This is a genomic window from Streptomyces sp. NPDC050619 (assembly GCF_040654815.1).
GTDB lineage: Bacteria > Actinomycetota > Actinomycetes > Streptomycetales > Streptomycetaceae > Streptomyces.
Window position 1 is genome coordinate 1 of the sequence record NZ_JBFAIR010000008.1, and the last position, 18,052, is coordinate 18,052.

General features: G+C 71.9%; 21 protein-coding genes and 1 pseudogene. 3 read left to right on the forward strand and 19 right to left on the reverse strand.

Annotated features, from left to right (window positions below):
- Positions 1-139: 139 nt before the first annotated feature.
- From AB0I77_RS15125 to AB0I77_RS15175, 11 genes and pseudogenes are all read right to left on the reverse strand, one after another.
- The gene (locus tag AB0I77_RS15125; RefSeq protein ID WP_363282995.1) at positions 140-1,210 is read right to left on the reverse strand and encodes a hypothetical protein; all 1,071 of its coding nucleotides are present in this window, start codon (positions 1,208-1,210) and stop codon (positions 140-142) included.
- Positions 1,207-1,965, reverse strand: a complete 759-nt coding sequence (locus AB0I77_RS15130; RefSeq protein ID WP_363283252.1) for a hypothetical protein — start codon at positions 1,963-1,965, stop codon at positions 1,207-1,209. The genes AB0I77_RS15125 and AB0I77_RS15130 overlap by 4 nt, the downstream gene beginning before the upstream one ends.
- Before the next feature lie 23 nt (positions 1,966-1,988).
- Positions 1,989-2,684, reverse strand: coding sequence for a hypothetical protein (locus tag AB0I77_RS15135; protein WP_363282996.1), 696 nt, complete (start codon positions 2,682-2,684; stop codon positions 1,989-1,991).
- 13 nt (positions 2,685-2,697) lie between these two features.
- On the reverse strand, positions 2,698-3,540 hold the full coding sequence (locus AB0I77_RS15140) for a relaxase/mobilization nuclease (protein WP_363282997.1): 843 nt from the start codon (positions 3,538-3,540) through the stop codon (positions 2,698-2,700).
- Positions 3,537-3,962, reverse strand: a complete 426-nt coding sequence (locus AB0I77_RS15145) for a hypothetical protein (RefSeq protein ID WP_363282998.1) — start codon at positions 3,960-3,962, stop codon at positions 3,537-3,539. The genes AB0I77_RS15140 and AB0I77_RS15145 overlap by 4 nt, the downstream gene beginning before the upstream one ends.
- 100 nt (positions 3,963-4,062) lie before the next feature.
- Positions 4,063-4,558: pseudogene (locus AB0I77_RS15150) on the reverse strand (hypothetical protein).
- Between the two features lie 79 nt (positions 4,559-4,637).
- A complete protein-coding gene (locus AB0I77_RS15155) occupies positions 4,638-5,750 on the reverse strand; it encodes a hypothetical protein (RefSeq protein ID WP_363282999.1) in 1,113 nt (370 codons plus the stop codon).
- 82 nt (positions 5,751-5,832) lie between these two features.
- Positions 5,833-6,183, reverse strand: coding sequence for a hypothetical protein (locus AB0I77_RS15160; protein WP_363283000.1), 351 nt, complete (start codon positions 6,181-6,183; stop codon positions 5,833-5,835).
- A 449-nt stretch (positions 6,184-6,632) separates the two neighbouring features.
- Entirely contained in the window at positions 6,633-7,067 is a 435-nt protein-coding gene (locus AB0I77_RS15165; protein WP_363283001.1) for a hypothetical protein, read from the reverse strand.
- Entirely contained in the window at positions 7,064-7,759 is a 696-nt protein-coding gene (locus tag AB0I77_RS15170) for a hypothetical protein (protein ID WP_363283002.1), read from the reverse strand. Before AB0I77_RS15170 ends, AB0I77_RS15165 begins: the two co-directional genes overlap by 4 nt.
- A gap of 52 nt (positions 7,760-7,811) precedes the next feature.
- Positions 7,812-8,399, reverse strand: a complete 588-nt coding sequence (locus tag AB0I77_RS15175; RefSeq protein WP_363283003.1) for a hypothetical protein — start codon at positions 8,397-8,399, stop codon at positions 7,812-7,814.
- Positions 8,400-8,942: 543 nt separating this feature from the next.
- Here AB0I77_RS15175 and AB0I77_RS15180 point away from each other — a divergent pair.
- Entirely contained in the window at positions 8,943-9,227 is a 285-nt protein-coding gene (locus tag AB0I77_RS15180; protein ID WP_363283253.1) for a hypothetical protein, read from the forward strand.
- A 231-nt stretch (positions 9,228-9,458) separates the two neighbouring features.
- Here the strand turns inward: AB0I77_RS15180 and AB0I77_RS15185 are convergent, their stop codons facing one another.
- On the reverse strand, positions 9,459-10,247 hold the full coding sequence (locus AB0I77_RS15185) for a hypothetical protein (protein WP_363283004.1): 789 nt from the start codon (positions 10,245-10,247) through the stop codon (positions 9,459-9,461).
- A 94-nt stretch (positions 10,248-10,341) separates the two neighbouring features.
- Here AB0I77_RS15185 and AB0I77_RS15190 point away from each other — a divergent pair, with 94 nt between their 5' ends.
- Positions 10,342-10,659 (forward strand): hypothetical protein, encoded by a 318-nt coding sequence (locus AB0I77_RS15190; protein ID WP_363283005.1) that lies wholly within the window; start codon positions 10,342-10,344, stop codon positions 10,657-10,659.
- Between the two features lie 116 nt (positions 10,660-10,775).
- Here AB0I77_RS15190 and AB0I77_RS15195 read toward each other — a convergent pair whose 3' ends face one another.
- From AB0I77_RS15195 to AB0I77_RS15205, 3 genes are all read right to left on the reverse strand, one after another.
- The gene (locus AB0I77_RS15195; protein WP_363283006.1) at positions 10,776-11,456 is read right to left on the reverse strand and encodes a hypothetical protein; all 681 of its coding nucleotides are present in this window, start codon (positions 11,454-11,456) and stop codon (positions 10,776-10,778) included.
- A gap of 158 nt (positions 11,457-11,614) precedes the next feature.
- Positions 11,615-12,394, reverse strand: coding sequence for a hypothetical protein (locus tag AB0I77_RS15200; RefSeq protein WP_363283007.1), 780 nt, complete (start codon positions 12,392-12,394; stop codon positions 11,615-11,617).
- A gap of 210 nt (positions 12,395-12,604) precedes the next feature.
- Entirely contained in the window at positions 12,605-13,549 is a 945-nt protein-coding gene (locus tag AB0I77_RS15205) for a hypothetical protein (protein ID WP_363283008.1), read from the reverse strand.
- Between the two features lie 118 nt (positions 13,550-13,667).
- Between AB0I77_RS15205 and AB0I77_RS15210 the strand changes: the two genes are divergently transcribed.
- Positions 13,668-13,793, forward strand: a complete 126-nt coding sequence (locus AB0I77_RS15210) for a hypothetical protein (RefSeq protein ID WP_319164628.1) — start codon at positions 13,668-13,670, stop codon at positions 13,791-13,793.
- Between the two features lie 34 nt (positions 13,794-13,827).
- On the opposite strand, the gene AB0I77_RS15215 is transcribed toward AB0I77_RS15210, so the two are convergent.
- From AB0I77_RS15215 to AB0I77_RS15230, 4 genes are all read right to left on the reverse strand, one after another.
- Complete coding sequence (locus AB0I77_RS15215) at positions 13,828-14,397, reverse strand: hypothetical protein (RefSeq protein WP_363283009.1); 570 nt, start codon at positions 14,395-14,397, stop codon at positions 13,828-13,830.
- 14 nt (positions 14,398-14,411) lie between these two features.
- Positions 14,412-15,926, reverse strand: coding sequence for an ATP-binding protein (locus tag AB0I77_RS15220; RefSeq protein WP_363283010.1), 1,515 nt, complete (start codon positions 15,924-15,926; stop codon positions 14,412-14,414).
- Between the two features lie 28 nt (positions 15,927-15,954).
- Positions 15,955-16,416: a DUF6238 family protein gene (locus tag AB0I77_RS15225; RefSeq protein ID WP_363283011.1), complete on the reverse strand. Its 462-nt coding sequence runs from the start codon at positions 16,414-16,416 to the stop codon at positions 15,955-15,957.
- 100 nt (positions 16,417-16,516) lie between these two features.
- Positions 16,517-17,989, reverse strand: a complete 1,473-nt coding sequence (locus AB0I77_RS15230) for an SCO6880 family protein (protein ID WP_363283012.1) — start codon at positions 17,987-17,989, stop codon at positions 16,517-16,519.
- Positions 17,990-18,052: the final 63 nt, after the last annotated feature.

An 18,052-nucleotide genomic window follows, 5' to 3' on the forward strand; every position in this document is an offset into this window, starting at 1 on the left:
GGGCGTAAGAGCGCTGCGGGGCGGGGGGGTTTGCGCGGGGGGGTGTTGGGGGGGGTTGGGCGGGCTTCTCCTGTTTTCTCGGGGTATGGGGGGGGGGGGGGGGCGGCCCCGGCGTAGTGCCGGGGCCGCCCGGGCGGTCTTACGGGGTGCGGCGGGCTGGAGCGGGGCGCGAGGGGGAGCCGGCCGGTGCCGGATGATGCGCGGCGGGGCGGGCACCACGGGTGCGGACGTCGTGCACGGCCTGCCGGTAGGCGGCTTCGTCGAAGACTTCGGGCGTGCAGTTGACCTCGTACCCGGCCAGGAGCAGGGCAGGGATGGCGCGGGTCGCCAGACGCTTCTGCTCGTCGGCATCGAGGTATTCGGGCACGATGTGCCAGATGTACAGCGGCGCGCCCGTGGGGTATTCGTGGCGTTCCAGGCCGAGCTGCTCCAGCAGGCCGTGGAGTTTGGCGGGGGCGCCAGTGGGGGTGTCGGCGTGGATGGTGGTCGTCAGGGCCTTGATATAGATCTCGACGTCCGTGCCGTATTCGTCGGCCAGGTTGGCCATATGTGTCTCTCCGGGTTCAGCGGCGGCGGGAGGCCGGGGCTGGGCGTTGCTCGGCGGCGGTGTGGGGGCCGCCGGTTGCGGAGCGCGGGCGGCGTGGTTGCGGGCGCGGAGGATCACGTGCGCGGCCTGGCTCAGGGAGCTGGCGGTGTCCCCGAGCCGTGCGAGGGGTTCGGGTTCCTCGCCGGGGGCAGCCCGCTGGAGGTCACTGGCGGCGATCCAGCCCCGGACGACCACTTCCCTGGTGAGGGGCAGCAGCCCGTTGACCGGGGCGGCGATCTCGGTCAGCACCTCGGCCACCGCACTGCTGGTCCTGGCGGCCGAGGCCCGCTCGGCGAGCTGGGCGAGGTAGCGCAGGGCCGCGTCATGTTCGCTGTCCGGCGTGGCCAGCGCGTTCAGAGCGGGGTCGAGGTGGACGCTGTGACCGGCGGCGAGCAGGGCATGCGAGGCAGTGGTCGCCTTCAGCCGCTGCTGCTCGACGGGCAGGCCGTGCGGAAGTCGGTGGTAGTCCCCGCGGGGTCCGGGGACGGAGAGGAAGCCGCCGGTTCGCTGGAGGATGTCCGCCGCCTTCTCGGTGCCGCCGATGGCGACGACCAGGCCGGTACGCGGGTCCTTAGTGATGGTGACGTACTCCAGCACCCAGAACTCGGGCTCCGTCTGCTTCATCGAGCCCTGGCGGTCGGCGTACGGTCGCTTGCCGGGGAGGGCGGCATGGAGGCTGGGGCGGAGGTGGGCGCGGTCCGGCCTGCGGGGTGCTGGAGGGCGGTGCCGATGCCGAGGGCGTCGAGCTGAGGGCCGATCTCGCGCAGGGCGCGTGCCTGCGCCCCGGTGTCGCAGCCGCTGAGGCGGTAGATGCCGCTCTGCGGGTCCTGGACAAAGCCGTTGGCGACGAGGATCGCGCCGGCACGGTCGTCGACGGGGGCGGTGGCGACGCTGCCGTCCGGCTGCCAGGTCAGGACGACCCGGTCCGGCTGGGAGGGCTGGATGCCGCCCAGGGCGTTGTGCCGGACCTGGGCGAGCGCGCTGTCATAGCGGGCGAGCAAGTCGCCAGCGACCTGCTCGGCGCCCAGGAACGGGTCGTCCACCAGGGCGATGCCGTTGGGCTCGGGGACGGCGCGGTACGCCTCGTCGGGCAGGGCGCGCGGGGCGACGGCGGCGATGAGGAAGCCGTCGCGTTCGTCGTGCTGGTCCACAAGGACGAGCTGGGCGCCGTCGGGGCGGCTCAGGACGGCTGCCTGCCGGAGCGGGTGCTCGGCGAGGGAGGCGGCGACCAGGTCCAGGTCCCAGATGCGGTCGGTCAGTTCGGTGAGGTCGTCCTTGGCGTCCGGCGGAAGGTGAGTGCTGGTCCAGGTGTCGGGGAGTTCGCCGGCGAGGACGTCGGCGTACGAGGCGAGGCGCTCGGAGGTGTCGTAGTCGTGCATGGTGTCCTTGGGCGAGGTGGGGGTCAGCGGCGCAGTCCGGCGGCCACCGGTGGCGGCGGGGCCGGGAGCGTGCGAGGCGGGGGCGGGCAGGCGCACACGGCGGAGCGTTCGCGTTCGGTGGCGGGGACCTCTTGGGTGCAGGCGCTGCGGCCGGGGTGCGGTGCGTGCCGGTCGGCGAGGGTGTTGCGGGTGTCGGCGAGGTCGGTGCGGATGATGTGGAGGTGCTCGTCGGCGAGATAGCGCAGCCGCCGGGCGATGTAGGGGTCGGCCGCCTGGCCGAGCCCGTCGTGGAACTCGGCGGCGGCGGTGAGGACTTCCTCCAGCGCGGCGAGGATGCCGTCGTGGACGGCGGTCAGCTCGGTCAGGGCGTCGGCCGCCTCTTCCGTGGTGGTGGCTTCGCGTATGCGCTCGGCGATGTGGGCTACGGAGGAGCCCAGCGGCAGGTAACTGGCCGGACGGGAGTCGGTGTCGAAGCCCTCGTCGCAGTCGACGTGGTACCCGGCGGCCCGGAGGCGGGCGACGGCGTCGGTGGCGAGTGCGGACTCGTCGTCCTCGGTGAGGCCGGTGGGGGCGCGGTGGTAGGTCTCGTGGACGCGGACAACGCCGATGAAACCCGCGCGCTGCAGGACGCTGTGCGCCTCGGAGTCCCCGCCGCGGGCGAGGAGTTCGTCGGAGTGCGGATCACGGCGGATGTCCAGGAAGCGGTCGGCGAGGGGCAAAGAGACGTTTCTCCTACGGTGATCGGTGGGCGGTGTGCCGGGCGATGGGCGGTATGGCGGCGACCCGCAGCTGGACCAGCTGCGCGGCGGTGCTGTCCAGGTCCTGCTGGATGGCGTGGAGGCGGCGGGCGATCAGCTCCAGACGGTGCGCCGCGTCGATGCCGGCGGCGCCGGGCTGGCGGGCGATCCGGTGCGCGGTGTGCTCGACGAGTCCGCGGACCGTGGCCAGTGGGCCGGCCTGCTCGTCGGCGAGCTGCGTGAGGACGCTCGCGAGCTGGGCCGATGCCGTGGGCGCCGGCCGGACGGCGGGCCGCGTCGTGGGCCTGCGGAGGGGGATCAGGTGGAGGTCCTGCTCGATGCGGCGCGCCTCGTCCGAGAGCCGCCACAGGATGTCTGCGGGCGGGGCGTGCCACGCGCCGTCGAGGTGGATCAGGCTGGCGATCACATCGAGGCGTCCGGGCTGCGCCTGAACGGCAATCCACCGGCAGCCGTGCTCCTTGCCGGGAATCTCGATACCGGCGGCCCGCGCGAGCCGGTGGGCTGTTTCGGCCCACTCGGGGCCGGTCAGCTCCCGGTCGTCCGGGTGAAGCTGGATGTCGAGGTGGAGGATCGCCCGCCGGTCGTCGCCCGGGCTGGCTGCGAACGGGTGCTCCAGATAGGGGTCTTCGAGGTGCTCGGCCCACTGGACGGATGTCCAGGTCTTCTGCTCGTCGTCCAGGGTGAAGTAATCCAGGCCCGGCCAGTGGGCGACGACCGTGTACTTGGTCAGGCCCTCGTTCGGCGAGACCGGCCGCCCCAGCGCCTCGGCGAGCGGGTCGTGCGGCGTGTGGGTCCGCTCATGGAGGCGGGGAATCACCGGCCGCCCCGGATGTCGGCGATGTGCACCAACTGGTTGAGGGCGGTGGTGGTGTACCAGCCGCAGTCGATCAGCTCGTTGCGGCCGGCGTACCGGGGCAGGAGCGCGTCCTCCATGGCTCGCAGGTGGATCAGGCAGTCCGGGCAGCGGCGCGAGAGGTGCACGAGGTAGCGGGGGTGGCTGGTGACGTAGGACTGGGCTCCGCCGGTTGCGTCACGCAGCCGCCACCCGTCCTCGTCGGTCGGGGTGTGCCAGGACGGGGCGACGACGCGCATCGCGTCGCCCCACAGTTCCCCGCCGGCGACCCCCTTGAGGACGACGACGGTGTCGCCGGCCTGGAAGTGCTGGTGCGTGATGTCCCGGTCGGGGGTGAGCGGGTCAGGCGTCGGCGCGAAGGCCGAAGTGGGCGGGGGCTGGGACATGCGGTTCCTTCCACGCAATCGGTGGCGGGGTGGGAGGAACAATGGTCCGGAGGAACGCCGGTTTGGCTAACCGGCGTTTCCCGGCTATGTTCCCCCGCCGTCAGCGGAACGGGTTCTCCGTACCGCGGTCGTTCTCGCCTGCAGCGTCAAGGAGTTCGAGCAGGTCGGTGCCTTCGGCGTCGCGCTGGTCGATCCACCATCCGGCGCGGGTGACGGCGCGGGCCTTCTCCTCCAGCTCCGCCCAGTCCGCCCGGTCCCAGGTCCCCTCTACGACGAGCGCGGTGTGCGCGGCCGTCATCAGTTGGTGGCGGGAGCGCTCGCCCCAGTCCAGGGCCTTGGCCGGGCCTTCCAACTGCGGCATGTCGAACTGCTTCGCCCACGCGACGGCAGCCTCCTGCTCAGCGGTGCGCTTGGCCGCGAGCCACTCCTCCTTGGACTTGGTGTCGGCGTCGCGCGCCGCCTTCCAGCAGTCGGCAGTCCTTGGCTGCGAGCCAGCGGGCGAACCCTGCCCGCTTGTCGGCAGGACGGCCGGACAGGTCATGAACCACCTGGTGGGAGCACGCGTGCTCCACTGTCCAATGCGTATGTACAGCCATCGGTCAAACTCCTTAAACATGTTGATGGGAAGGGAAGTTGGAGCCGGGTGCTCGGACACGGACGTGCCTGCGGCGGGGGTCACAGGCGTCGTGCGGGGGACGCGGTGCGTGCCGGCGGGGCGGGGGGTGTGGTGTCCAGGGCGGGTCGCGACCGGATCCGCGGCGGCTTGGGGGTGCGGTGTGGGGGAAGGACGGCGACGGTGGCTCCGAGGTCCTCGGCCGCGTCGTGGACCTCGCGGGCCAGGAAGGCGACCTGCCGGCCGAGTGCTTCGAGGCGGGCACCGATCTGCCGGCCCTGCACGGTGTTCAGGGCGTGGGAGAACTCGGCGGCTGTGTCGAGGAGTTGTGCCAGTCGGACCACAGGACCGGCCGCGTAGCCCATCTGCGTGGCGCTGAGCAGGGCCTCGGAGACCTCGCTGGCGCCCCGCGCCTCGATGACGTCCCGCAGGAGATCTTGGAGGGGTTGTTCGGGTGCGGGTTCCGGTCGGTTGAACCGGGAGGCGGCGTCCGCGCGCAGGACGCCGGGCGGCACGGGCCTCGGCAGCGCCAGTGAGGCCGTGTACTCGTTGTCGAAGTGCCCGATCACCTCCCAGCCCGGCGCGTCCGGGTCGCTGGCGAGGGCGATCACGGTGTCGGTGTCGTCGTCGATGAGGTAGGCGAGGGTGATGAGGCGGCCGTCGGCCGCGTACCACGACTCGATCAGGTCCAACTCCCGCCGTTGCTGGGCGGCTTGTGCCATCTCGGTCCACATCTGCCGTTCCTCCGCGGTGAGCCCGGTGCCTGGCTGCTGGCGGAAGCGGGAGGCTTCGGCGAGATCGGCGGCGAGACTGCCGTGCTCTGCCCAGAAGACGAGATGGGGCCACACAGCGGCGTGCTGCTCCCGCTCGGCGGACGTCCCTTGAGTAGCGGGGCACTCCAGCGCGCCGGTGATCTCGGTGTGGGAGGTGACGAGGGCGTCGAGCAGGTCGCGCCAGGCGCTGGTGTGCCGGGCCTGGGGCAGCGTGTCGAGGGTGCTGCGGGCCGCGTCCAGCAACGGGTCGGCGTGCGGGACGAGCTGAGCGGCGTAGAGGGAGAGGGCCGTCTGATTGCGGCGGGCGCGGGCCGCTGCCTCGGCGCGGTGGTGGACGGTGCGGCCGTACCGGTCCCGGGTGGTGTCGAGCGCGGTCTGGATCTCGCGGTCGAGGACGGCCATGCGCAACCTAAAGCCGCGTGCCCGGGAGACGAGATCGGCCGTGTCCGGTGCGGGGGTGTCGGGGATGGGATGCTCCTGGCGGTCAGGGACGGCGGCGCGGTGGACGCTCGGGCGGAGCGGCAGCCGTCATGGCCGGCGGGCGTGCAAGGCCGGCGGGTGAGGCTGGTGTCGGGGCGCCTGCGCGCAGGTCAGGGTCGAGGTCGATGCGGTAGCGGGCGGCGGTGAGCATCTCGGCTGCCCAGGTGGCGCGGTCGTTCTCCCAGGCGCGGCCCATGTCGAACGGGAGACGGATCCATACGCGGCGCAGGGTGGGTTCGAAGAGGAAGCCGGCTTGGCGCAGCACGTCGGACGCGAACGCGTCGATTCGGCCGGTGACTTCGACCTCGCCACCCTGCTCGCGCACGATACGAATCGGCTGGGCGTTGGGTGTCATCGTGACCGTCCGTCACTGGGCAGGCGAACAGCGGGCGGGTGCGCGGGCGGGTTCGGCCGTACGGACGGCGCAGAGGCGGCGCGAGCCGGGCCGCTCTGAGGGGACGTACGGGCGGCTGCTTGGGCGAGACGGCTGCGCCGGTCGTCCATCCAATGCTCCCGGAGTGGCTGGGGCGGAGCCGGAGGATCGAGGGCGGCGTCGGCGTGTACGCGGTAGCCGAGACGGCGCAGGTCGTGGACGGCTTGGCGGGCGCGGCGCTGTCCGTCGCGTTCGGGCGCGGTGAGCCGGTACAGGCCCGAAGCACCGGGGATCGGATGGAACTGCTCGCGGGTGAGCAACCAGTCGGCCAGGTGGCCAGGGATCTGGGAGCCGACTTCGGCGACGTAGCCGTGCTCAGGGTGGGCAGCGAAGCGGAAAGGGGCGGACAGGAAAGGGGACCCTTCTTCTGGTCAGCGGTGCGTGGACGGGGAGGGAGGTGGCAGGGCGGGCCGGACGGCGGGGGCGGGCGCCACGGCGCCCGGGGACGGGGGATTGCCGGGGTGGGAGGCGTAGGCGATGCGCGCGAAGTCGTCGGCTTCGGCGAGCCAGACGCCGAGGGCTGGCAGCACGTGCCGCCCGAGCCGGGTGCGCAACTTCTCCGGCGGCTCCAGGGATGGGGGAGGCCGAAACCGCAGCTCCCGCAACCTGCGCCGCCACTCCTCCAAGGCCGGGGTGCAGGAGGCGAGGGCGTCGCTGAGGCGATGCACGACTTCGGCGGCGGCGGGATGGTGCGCGACCTGTGCGCTGCCGGTCTGCGGCGGCACCAGGCTCGCGGAGGTCGTCCCGATGCGGCGCCGCCAGGTGTTCAGGTGGTCGCGGACGAAGTCGTCGTCGGTGAGGCTCATCGCCGTTGCCCCCTGCGCGGTGCGGCGGGGGCGTGGGGCGGGTAGGCGCGCGGGCCGTCGGATGAGGGGATGGTGATGTGGAAGCCCTGGAGTCGTAGCCGGTGCACGCTGATGGTCAGCTGGCGCCGGGCCGCCTTGTCGGTGAGGGAGTCCGGGAGGTGGCATTCGCCGGTGGCCGGGTCGAGCAGGAATCCGCCTCGGGCGAGCAGTTCGATGACGGCGCCGAGGTAGCCGGTGCGGATCCGCGGACGGCGGCGCTCGTCGAGGGTGACGTGGACCTGGAGGTGTCCGGGACTGCTGCGCCGGATCGGGGTGGGCGAGGAGAGGCGGTAGTCGGTCAGCAGCCGCCGGTGCAGCAGGGCAGCGGCGCGGACGGGGTCGGCGGGGACGGCGATGCCGCGCGGGGCTTTGAGGCCCGTCACGTGCTGGTGGCTGGTGTTGGCGGGCAGCATCGGCAGCGCCAGGTACTCGCCGGGGCGGTGGGGGCGGGGCATGACGTACAGCTGCAGGCCCCAGTGGTGGGTGAGCACGCTGCGCTGGATGTTGTCCGTTTCGAACGCGGCGTACGGCAGGGGGCCGCTGTCCCAGATCCGGTCGCTGGCCGGGTCGGTGGCGATGGGCACCGTGGCCACGTCGGGCTGCCAGCCGGGCAGCCGGTCGGCGAGCGCTCGGGTGAACTCCGTTATGTGCAAGGGCGATTCCTCAACCGGTGAGGCGTCGGGGCGGTCGGTCACGGCGGGGCGCTCATGCATGGGCGTCGGTGCGCCGGCAGGTGGAGCCGATCAGTGTCGACTTGCCCGGCGTGGTCGGGACGGTGGCGGCGTCGGAGCAGGTGAACGTGTAGGTGAAGTAGGGGGAGTTGGTGGTGCCGAGCCAGGCACGGTCGTCTTTGCCGGGGATGATCTCCAGCCCCGGGGCGACCGCGTCGCGCTGGGTGTGCGTGTGGGAGAAGACGACGAGGGCCTGGCCGTCGGTAGTTTTCAGCGCGTAGCTGTCGGGGTACTCCGTGACGGCCAGGGAGAAGCGGGTGGTGCCGCGGGTGCCGAACTTGGTGCCGGTCTCGTCGTGGACCTTGATCTGGCGGGCGGACGCCTTGGAGGAGGCGAAGACCTTCTTGCCGCTGATGTCGCCGCCGGTGGCGAAGTTGTCGCCGACGGCGGTGCGCAGCACGTCGACGGGGGCGGCCACGTTCTTGGTAGAGCTGGCGTCCACGGCGGTGGCGTAGCCCTGGGCGTCCAGGGCGAAGTTCGGCAGCTTCTTGGGGTCGTTGAGGTCGACGGTGGCGACCATCTCCCACCGCTTCGTCTTCGCCTGCTCGGCCATGACCAGCACGCGGGTGAACTGCTTCTTCTTGCCGCTGCGGCTGACGGCGGCGAACCACTTCTGCTGGCCGGCGGTGACACCGGGGATGTAGACGTCGGTGGCGTCCAGGTCGTACGACCACGGCTTGTACGTCTTGCGGTCGGCCTTGGGCAGGCCCTCGTTCTCCTTGTAGTCCGCGACCGACTGCGCGTACAGCGGGCCGTCCTCGACGGTGTCGAGGATGCTGCGGCTGGAGTGCGCGTTGGCCTCGTTGTTGATCTTGGAGTAGCGGGCGATCTGGGCGAGGGCCTCGGTCTTCGTCAGCGCCGGGACAGCGGTCGGCGCGGGAGAGGCGGTGCGCGTGGCCTTGGCCGTGGCGTGGCCGGCGTCGGCGCTGCCGGAGGACGTGCAGGCGGTCGCGGTGAGCGTGACAGCGACGGCGGCGGTGAGCCATAGGGCGTTGCGGCGGGCGGACGTGTGCAGGGGAATGAGGTGCTCCGGAAAGGAAGAGGGGAGTGGGTGGGTCAGCGGGTGCGGGAGGCGTCAACGGAAGCCGCGGGCCGGGGCGGTGTGGTGGTCGCGGCCGGTGTCGACCGGGTGTCGGCGGCGGCACGCAGTTGCTTCGCGGCCCGGGCGAGATGCGTACGGACCTCGCCCATGGAGTCCACGAGCCCCTGGTGCGCGGTGGCGGTCGCCCGGGCGCGGGCGGGACTGGGGGGCTGGTGGGTGAGGTCGGCGAGGTGGCCGAGGTGGTGGACGGCCGAGCCGAGGGCGGCGAGCGCGGCACCGGCTGGCTCGGCGGCGGAGGCGAGCGCGAGGGATGTGCGGCGGCCAGTGGCCGTGACCTGGGTGGGATAGCGGGTGGCGGCCCGGTGGCGGAGGGCGTGTTCTCCGGCCAGGTAGCCCAGCAGGCGGGCCAGGTGACGGGTCTCGTCGTCGAGGATCTCGCTCAGCCCGGGATCCGGGCCGATCTGGTCGGGCAGCGGGAGATGGTCGGCCACGGTGTTGAGCCGGTCGGCGACGGTGTGCAGCAGCATCCGCTGGTCAATGTCGGACAGCGACAACTCCAGGATGGCAGAAGCGGCAGGGCTAGCGCCGTATGGGGGACGACGGGTTCGCGGGGGCTGGCGGCAGGCCGGGCCCGAGCGGGAGGGAGAGGGCCGGCGGGGTGGGTACGGCTGGTGCGGCGTGGCGGAAGTTGACGCCGATGCCCTGGGCGGTGAGCAGCCGGACGGCGGTCTGGATCAGCAGGGCACGCCGGACGTCGGTGTGGGAGGCGGGCAGCACGAACGCGTACTGATCAATGCTGTAGGAGAAGTGGCAGGTGAACAGCACCATGCGGGCGTCCTTGGGCACCGAGTCGTACGGGGCGCCCACCACGCCGTCGGGGTACCAGACCAGGGTGACGCTCTGGTCGACCTCCGGCGCGGCGAGCCGGTGCGGAGGCTCGGGCCGGGTGCAGGCGTCGTGGCGTACGGCGTCCAGGGCGTGGAGATAGCGGGGCAGCAAGCGGCGCGCGATGGCGGAGGCGGCGCGGGCCGGATCATCGGTGACGCTGATGCCCATCGGGTCTGCCACCACGCTGAAGTTGTGCTGCTTGACGCCTTGGGGCTTGAGCGCAGCCACCAGGAACCGGCGCGGGTTGCGCGGCCGGGCGGTGATGGAAAGCTGCGCGTCGTCGGGGCCGGTCAGCACCGCACCGCGTTCGAGGTCGTAGTCCAGCAGCGCCGAGCGGGCGGGGCCGCAGTCCCAGAGCCGGTCGGCGGCCGGGTACTGGTCCTCGAAGGTGGGATAGGTCTGGTCGTCGCTGCGCCAGGTGCCGGGCAGGTGCTGGGCGACGGCGGAGGCGAAGGCGGACAGGTCGGTACGCTGGGGCATTTTCTCCTGATGTGCTGTCAGCGGGTGCGGCCAGGGACCGTCCGGCGGACGGGGGCGCCGGCGTCGGACGGCCGGGCGTGCGGCGGGCGGTGGCATGGTGGCCCGACAGGGCTTCCTGCCAGCTTTGACGCCGGGGGACGGCGAGGGCCTGCATGCGTTCGACGGCGACGTGCAGGTCCTCGCCGATGGCGCGCACCGTGGACGCGGCTTCCTGGAAGTCGTCGGACAGGCCGAACCCGTCGTCGCGTTCGGACTCTTTGGCCTTCTCGGCTGCTGCCTCGAAGAACTCGGCGAGGCGTTCGAGGAGCCCGTCGGTCGGTTCCAGGACCTGGTCGGCGAGTTGGGCGGCTTCTTCGTACGATGCGGCGGCGTTGAGCCGGTCGGTCAGGTCGAGGACGTGGCGGCCGTGTAGGTAGTGGCCCGCCGGATCGGTGGGCGCGGTGCGCGCGGTCGGCGGCGGTATGTCGGCGGCGTCGTCGTGGGCGGTGGGGTGTGGCGTTGGCCGGACGTGCTGGACGGGGCGGACGTTCATGCCGAAGCCGTGATCGGCGAGCCGGCGTGCGACGGCCTGGATCCGTGAGAGTCCCTCATCAACTCGGGCAAGGACGGCGGGCAGGAGGAGGACGCTGCCGCGGGGGCGGTACTGGAAACCGTAGCCGTACAAGAGCGTGCGGACCTCGGCGGGCAAACCGTCGTACGGGGTGGCGAAGGTTCCGTCCCAGTGCCCGGTGAACATGACCGTTTCGGTGACCGCGCGGGGTGCGGTACGGCGTTGGGCAGGTGGCTGGCGTTGTCCCGCACGGCGGCCAGTGCCTGCTGGTACCGCGGCAGGAGGCGGCGTGCGACAGCGGCGCCGGCTCGGACCGGATCGTTGGGGACGGCGATGCCGTTCGGCTCACGCACGGGGGAGATTTGGTGAGGTTGGAAGCCCGTGGGCTCCAGCGGGGCCACCACGAACTGGTGGCGGTGCAGGGGCCGGTCGGTGACGTAGAGCTGCTGCCCGTGGGGGCCGTTCAGGACGGCGTCATGGCCGAGGACGTACTGGCTGACGATGTAGTCGACGTGGCCGGTGTCCCAGGGCCTTTCGACGGTGGGGAACTGGTTCCTGTAAGCGGCGTGGCGGTGGTACTCGCTCGTCCAGGTGCCGGGCAGGCGCTCGGCGAGTGCGTCGGCGAAGGCGGACAGGAAGGTTGTGTGGGGCGTGGGCATGGGTTCCTGAGGTGCTGCGGCGGGTGGTTGAGTCCGTGTCCGCGACGTGCGCACGGGCAGCGGCGGGGACGTGGCCGGAGTTGTCGAGCAGTCCGAGGAACTCGGAGGAGCTGCGCAGTTCGAGGGACTGCTGCTGCAACCGGTGCGGCGTCCACTGTTCAGCGGGTTCCGGCTCGTGGACCTCGTGATGTCGGGAGTGCGGGGGCTGCATCGCCTGTCGCCGTGGGTGGGTGTTTCTTCGATCTCATGGCAGCCTCGTGACCTGGCAGTACGCGTCGTCGGAGGTCTGCTTGCGGGGGCGGAGCCGTCGACGGTGTGTCGGGGACGGAGAAGGGTTGTGTGGCGCCGATGAGGGAGGGGTGGCCGTCGAGTTCGTCGAGCCAGTTGAGGAGCTTGGGCAGGTTCTTGTCGGGCCCGTACGCGAGGTAGGTGCCGTCGGCGCTGTCGCAGCCGAACCACTCGGCTATCCCCAGGCGGGTCCGGGAGTTGACGCGGCCCATGTGCACGCCTTTGCCGCGGGCTTTCGCCTCGCGGGCCAGCCGTTCGGCGACGGGGCCGAGTTTCCACGCGGTCGATCCGGCCAGGAACAGGACGTCGAAGTGGTCCCAGGGCAGCAGCCCGGGTGCATCGCAGCCGTCCTGGGCCGCGTAGGCCGCGGGGATGCCCAGTTCGCGGATGCGGGCCAGCCACGGCAGGGACTCGGTGAGGGTGCTGGCGGCGTCGAACGGCTGGTCCGGGGCGAGTGCCCACAGGCAGCGATCCGGCCCGTACCGTTCAACGGTCCGGTACAGCCAGGCGAACCACGCTTGGGCGCCGGGCCAGTAGCGGCCCTTGCCGTCGCTGCCGAACTTGGAGTTGTCACAGGCATACAGCGCGCCCTCGGGGATCCGGCTGCCTTGCGCGGGGGTGGTCATGCAGCCGATGCGTCCGGCGCTCATCGCGGCCCGTATCTCAGGCCCCGAGGGAGTGCCGAGGTAGCGCAGCGTGCACCTCCCCGGCGGCGACGCGGACCGTCATCCGGGCCCCCCGGCCAGGCGGGACGTCACGACGTCGGGCCCGCGGCTCGTGGACCTCACCATCCCGGGAAGGCGACACGTTCCAGGTCTTCGAGGCAGACGACTGCGCGGTGAGCGTGGGGCGGGCCTGGTTCACCGGGTGCGACCCGGAGGGCGGATCTTCGCCGTCGGCAGTCCCGGGCTTGGGCCCGAAGGGAGGGCAGTGCTGGTGGTCTGGCGCGCGGGGGCCAGGGCACGCATGCGGTCGACAGCGGTGTGCAGGTCCTCACCGAGACTGCGCACGGTGGCCGCGGCGTCCTCAAGGTCGTAGTGGAGGTCGAATCCGTCGTCCTGTTCGGCTTCCTTGGCTTTCTCCCCGGCTGCTTCGAAGAACTCGCCGAGCCGCTCCAGCAGGCCGCTGGTGGGGTTAAGGACCTGGTGCAGCAGGGCGGCGGCGTCCGCATGCGACTCGGTTGCGTTGAGCCGGCCGGTGAGAGCGAGGAGTGCGTCGCCGTAGGCGGAGGTGCGGTCCGCGGTCTCGGAGATGTCCGGGGTCTTGGGCGCGCGGAGCGTCGGCGTGGCTGCGGACATGAGCGCGCTTGCGGTGGACGAGAAGACAGCGGGCAGCAGCCCGAGTTGGATGAGCCGCTGGTCGATCGCCTCGATCAGGTGCGTGGCGTTGCCGCCGTGGCGAGCTTCGGGCCGCTCAGGAGCACCGGGGTCGGAGTAGGGGGCCGAGTCGTAGATCACTTCGAACAGGGCCTGTTCGTCGGGATGCTGGCGGGTCACGATCCACCCCTGCGGGTCCCCTGGCGGACGGTCGCAGGAGGGCTCCTGCGGCGGGCCGATGATCAGGTAACTGTCGTCGGGGAGTGATACGCGCACGATGTACGCGCTGAGGCCGAACTCGATGTCACACTCCAGCCCGCGCTGCCGCAGCGGCGTCGTGATGTGCGCGTGGCTGCGCCACAGCTCCTGCCACCAGGCGGTGTCCACGTTGCAGTGGTCGGGGAGCGGCGCGAACGCAGACGCGTCGACGGACGTGCGGCGGGCGTCGGCGTGGGAGGCGGCCGGGGTGCTCTTTTCCTCAGCGACCACGGCTTCTCCCGCGCGAGGGTGCGTGGCGCAGCGGCGGGGTCCGGCGCGTGGGACTGGGATTTGGCTCCGAAAGAGGGGTGAAGTCGAATTCGTACTCGTCGTAGGCGTTGATCAAGCCGTGTTCCAACTGGGCTTCGCGCTCGGCGACCTGCGCCATGAGGTCGTCGTGCTCGGCCTGGCACTGCTGGTACTCGGCCCAGTCGGCGTCGCTGAAGTGGGCGGGGCGGTTCAGGGGACTCCTTGAGAGGGTGAGGCGGGCGCGGATGCTTCGGTGCGGGCTAGCGGTGGCGTGCGCCCGGGCTGGGCGGCGCAGGCGCCGGGCTCTCCCGCCGGGAAGGCGTGGGGAAGAAGCGGTGGAAGTCGAGGTGGGCGTCGAGTTCCTTGACCGCGTCGCGGAGCGATTCCGACGTGCGCCGCAGATAGGCGCGCGCCGTGGCGTGGTCGATGACCATGCGGTTATCCCGGTGGTGCCGGTCGGTCGGGCTGGAGGACCGGGGCAGGGAAAGGGCCCTCTCCGCTGTCTCGGCGAAGTACGGGGCTGCGTGGCTCGACAGGGTGGCCGCCGCCGCGAGGTGGGCGAGTACGGCGCTGCCGGCGCGGTTCGTGCTGTGGGCGGTCCGGGCGAATTCGGCAGTCATGCGGACGACGTCGCGGGAGAGGACCTGCGCGTCGGCGGCATGCTGGAGCAGATCGGCGTAGGACGGCGTGGCCGGCACATGACCGGTCTCGTCCAGCAGCTGCCACTGCTCGAAGGCGTCGAGGAGTCTGGCCTTCATGTCGTCGAGCGCGCCGATAAGGTGGAGGGTGGCGTCGCGAGGTATCAGTTCGCGCTGGGCATCAAAATTCATGAGCCTCTTGCCTTTCAGTGCATGCGGGCGTCGGTGTCGAAGAGCACCAGTTCGTGCGCGTGCAGGAGGTGCTGCACGATGAAAGATCGTCCGGCGACTTTCCACAGGCCACGCCCTCGGTTGAGGTGGGCGATGGCGTCCATTTCGACGGACGTCAGGCCGAGCAGCGAGGCTGCGGCATGGAGTTGGTCGGTCTCCTGGCGGTAAATGATGCGGGTGGAGCAGTCCGCGAGGAGTCCTTCGGCCAGAGCCCGGCCCTGCGATCCGGCGTCGCCGGCGGTGAGCAAGTCGCTGAGCCGGTGGATCACCATGAGGTTCGCGATGCCGAGGCCGCGGCTCAGCTTCCACTGGGCCTGCATGCGCTGCAGCAGACCGACGTGCCTCATCAATCGCCACGCCTCGTCGTACACGATCCAGCGCCGGCCGCCGGACGGATCGGAGAGGGCGGACTCCATCCAGGCACTCGCGCAGGTCATCGCCAGAACGAGGGCGGTGTCGTCGCCGGAGCCGCCCAGCCGGGACAAGTCGATGGTGAGCATCGGCGCGTTCGGGTCGAAGGCGACGGTGGAGGGGGCGTCGAACATGCCAGCCAAGTCACCGTGGACGAGACGGCGCATCGCGTGGGCCAGGTCGCGGGCGGCGTCGCCGAGTTGGCCCGACATCATCCCGGCGGCCTCGTTGAGCGCACTCGGATTGTTGAGGGTGGCGGCGACGTCGCCGAGGAGCGGGGTGCGGCCGGTGTCGACGGCGCGGGTGACGACGGCGTCCAGGGCGACGTCCAGGGCGGTGTGCTCCATGGGCATCAGGTCCCGGCCCAGGACGGTCCGGGCCAGGGAACCGAGCAGGAGCAGGCGTCGTTTGCGGATCTCGCCGACCCAGTCGGCCTCGGAGACGCTCTCAGGGCGCGGGGCCGCGTCCAGAGGGTTCAGCCGGCCGGGCAGTCCGGGGCCGAGAGCGACGGACCGGCCGCCGAGGGCTTGTGCCACCGGCGTCCACTCGCCCTTCGGGTCACACGGGACGTAGACGCGGTATCCGAAGGCCACCGAACGCAGGGCGAAGCTCTTGGCGAGCGCGCTCTTGCCCTGGCCGATCACCCCGGCGAGCAAGAGGTTCGGGTTGGTGAATCCCTCGACCTTGCCGTACAGCGCGAACGGATCGAAGACAAAGGACGCTTCCGCGTGGACGTCGCGCCCGATGTAGATGCCCTCGGCGCCGAGGCCGCCTTCGGCCAGGAAGGGGTATGCGCCGGCGGCCACGGCCGTCGTCATGCGGTGGGCGGGCAGCTTCAGCCGGTTATGACGCGCGGAGGCGGGTCCGGGACGTCCGCTCGGTGGGTAGAGCGCGGCGGGCATCTCGTGCTCGGCGGATGTGCTCTCGGCCTGGTGGGCGCTGGCTTCCGCGTGGGCCCTGGCGGTGGCCTCGGCGAGCTGGCGTCGGGCGGCCTTGCGGCTGGCGCGGTCGGTGCCGTGGGGGGTGAAGAGCGGGCTGGCGGACGCGCGGCGTGCGCGACGGGCGGGCCGGTGGCTCATCGGTGGCCCTCGTTTCTGCGGGTGGTGCTCATCGCACACAGGCCGTGGTGTGCGGGCGGAGGTCGGTGGGGGTGGTCTTGCGGCGGATGATGTGTCCGGCGGCGAGGTGGCGCTGGCAGATCGTGAGCACGGGCGGTCCCTCGGGCAGCCGCTCTGGATGGCATGCGCTCGACTCGGCTTGTGCTGCTGTGTTGTTGGGCAGCAGGTGGAAGGCGGAGTGGACCTCGCTGGTGGCTTGCCAGAGGCGGGTGTGCGCGGTGGCGAGGTGGCGGCCGGCGGCGGGGTGGGGCGGACGGGTGGTTTCGGCGAGGCGGTCCAGGAGTTGGTGCAGGGCGGTGAGGTGGGCGTGGAGCACGTCAAGGTGCAGGCGGTCCGCCGGCCGGGGCGGGGTCGCGTCCGACGAGGCAAGGGCCCGGGTGTGGTGGCGGACTCCGGCGCTCGCGGCGCGGAGGTAGGGGTGCGCGTCGTTGGGAGGTGTGCGAGAGGTCAAAGGTGGTGGTCCTTCCTGCCGGGAGGCAGGGGCGGCGACGGGTGGTCCGCCGCGGGTGAGCGAAGAGCAGCGGGCCGGGGTGCTGGCCGGCGGGGCCGGCTCACGGGGCGGTCCGGGCGAGCGGGAGCGCGGTGAGGGTGAAGGCGTCCGGCTGCTGGTAGTTGAGCCTGCGGAGGTCGACGCCCGAGGTGACGGCGTGGGTCTCGATCTGCGCGCAGGCGGCGTCCAGGAGGGCGTCGGTCTCGGCGGTGACGGTGACCAGGCCGGTCAGGGCCACGTCCGCGTGCCCGGCGATGAGCTGGCGCTCACGCTGCTTGACGTCGGCGTACTCGACGGAGTCTTCCTCGCTGTCGACCTGCCCCCGGCGGGCCCGTTCGTTGGCGTCGGCGATGATCGCCGCCTTCTTCCTCTGGACGTCCCGCAGTGCGGACTCGAGCGCCTGCGGCACGTATATAAGGGAGAGGCTGCGCCGCACTCCGGCCGTGAACATGATCCCGTGCAGGAACCCGGCTCCCATTTCTGTGCGCGGCCAGTTCTCCACCCAATACGTCGCGTGCCGTGCGCTGTCGGTGGCGAGGCGGTCGTACTCCTCGAACTGGACGACGGGCCCGGCGGCTGCGGGGTCGGCCTCGGCGCGGCCGGTCTCGGACCACTGCTGGAGGGCCGCGAGGGCCCCCGGATCGTAGGCGGTGCGGATGACTGCGGCGATCTCCCGCGAGGTCAGCCACCCGGTGACCATCAGTCCGGCGTTGCGGGCGGCCTGGGCGATGGAGGCGGTGGTCTGCTGCATGACGGTGAACGCTCCGGGCAAGCCTCCGCCGGCCTGGCTGATCAGGCGCCGGGCGGCTTTGAGGTTGAGGGAGATGGCGAGGTAGGTCTCGTGCGGGGCTGCGGCGGGGCCGGCCGAGGAGACCAGTTCGGAGTAGATCTGTCCGGCGACGGGGGTCTGGGGCTGCCCGTTGTGGGTCCAGTGGCGGGTGAGGGTGTCGCCGCTGTCGGGGACGGTGCGCTCCAGCACCTGCACGGTGGCGATATGACCGGTGCGGGCGATGCCTGCGAGCGCGCGTCCCCAGCTGCTCACGTGGTGGTTCTGGGTGGCGGGGTCGAGGAGGGCGAAGGCGCGGCTGCTGACGCGGGCGATGGCGGTCAGGGTCTGCTGGTGCGGGTCGTGGACGGCCGCGGCGCCGTTGGCGGAGTCGCCGGGGGTGACCACCTTGAGGGAGGCGGTGGTGCCGGGCAGGTGGAGGACGCCGTCCTGCCGGGGCCGGGTGACGGGCCGGGCGAGCCAGAGGGTCTGGCCGGTGAGGCGGCGGTGTGCGTAGCGGGTGACGATCGGTGCCCAGTCGATGAGGGAGCGGCCGTGCCGGCGGATCGCGACGAGGGCACCGGAAGCTGCCCACAGCGGGGTCAGGGCGACGGCGCCGAGCAGTCCGGTGGAGACCACCGTCATCAGCAGCACCGCCAACGTGCAGGAAACGAGAATGAGTTGGGGCAGGGAGAGGCCGAGGAGGATGCCACGGTGGGACCGGTGCGGGAACTTCACCGTGACCGGGGCGACGGAGAGATCAGTCAAGGGGCGGGTCCTGGAGGCGCGGGTGGAACCCGGGGGCGGGAGGTGCAGTGCACGTCCCGCCCC

What these genes read in the sequence shown, in the direction of transcription:
- AB0I77_RS15125 (WP_363282995.1), bottom strand. Translation starts at nt 1,210, where the DNA reads ATGAAGCAGACGGAGCCCGAGTTCTGGGTGCTGGAGTACGTCACCATC.
- AB0I77_RS15130 (WP_363283252.1), bottom strand. Translation starts at nt 1,965, where the DNA reads ATGCACGACTACGACACCTCCGAGCGCCTCGCCTCGTACGCCGACGTC.
- AB0I77_RS15145 (WP_363282998.1), bottom strand. Translation starts at nt 3,962, where the DNA reads ATGTCCCAGCCCCCGCCCACTTCGGCCTTCGCGCCGACGCCTGACCCG.
- AB0I77_RS15155 (WP_363282999.1), bottom strand. Translation starts at nt 5,750, where the DNA reads ATGGCCGTCCTCGACCGCGAGATCCAGACCGCGCTCGACACCACCCGG.
- AB0I77_RS15160 (WP_363283000.1), bottom strand. Translation starts at nt 6,183, where the DNA reads ATGACACCCAACGCCCAGCCGATTCGTATCGTGCGCGAGCAGGGTGGC.
- AB0I77_RS15165 (WP_363283001.1), bottom strand. Translation starts at nt 7,067, where the DNA reads ATGAGCCTCACCGACGACGACTTCGTCCGCGACCACCTGAACACCTGG.
- AB0I77_RS15185 (WP_363283004.1), bottom strand. Translation starts at nt 10,247, where the DNA reads ATGCCCCAGCGTACCGACCTGTCCGCCTTCGCCTCCGCCGTCGCCCAG.
- AB0I77_RS15190 (WP_363283005.1), top strand. Translation starts at nt 10,342, where the DNA reads ATGGTGGCCCGACAGGGCTTCCTGCCAGCTTTGACGCCGGGGGACGGC.
- AB0I77_RS15195 (WP_363283006.1), bottom strand. Translation starts at nt 11,456, where the DNA reads ATGCCCACGCCCCACACAACCTTCCTGTCCGCCTTCGCCGACGCACTC.
- AB0I77_RS15200 (WP_363283007.1), bottom strand. Translation starts at nt 12,394, where the DNA reads ATGAGCGCCGGACGCATCGGCTGCATGACCACCCCCGCGCAAGGCAGC.
- AB0I77_RS15215 (WP_363283009.1), bottom strand. Translation starts at nt 14,397, where the DNA reads ATGAATTTTGATGCCCAGCGCGAACTGATACCTCGCGACGCCACCCTC.
- AB0I77_RS15220 (WP_363283010.1), bottom strand. Translation starts at nt 15,926, where the DNA reads ATGAGCCACCGGCCCGCCCGTCGCGCACGCCGCGCGTCCGCCAGCCCG.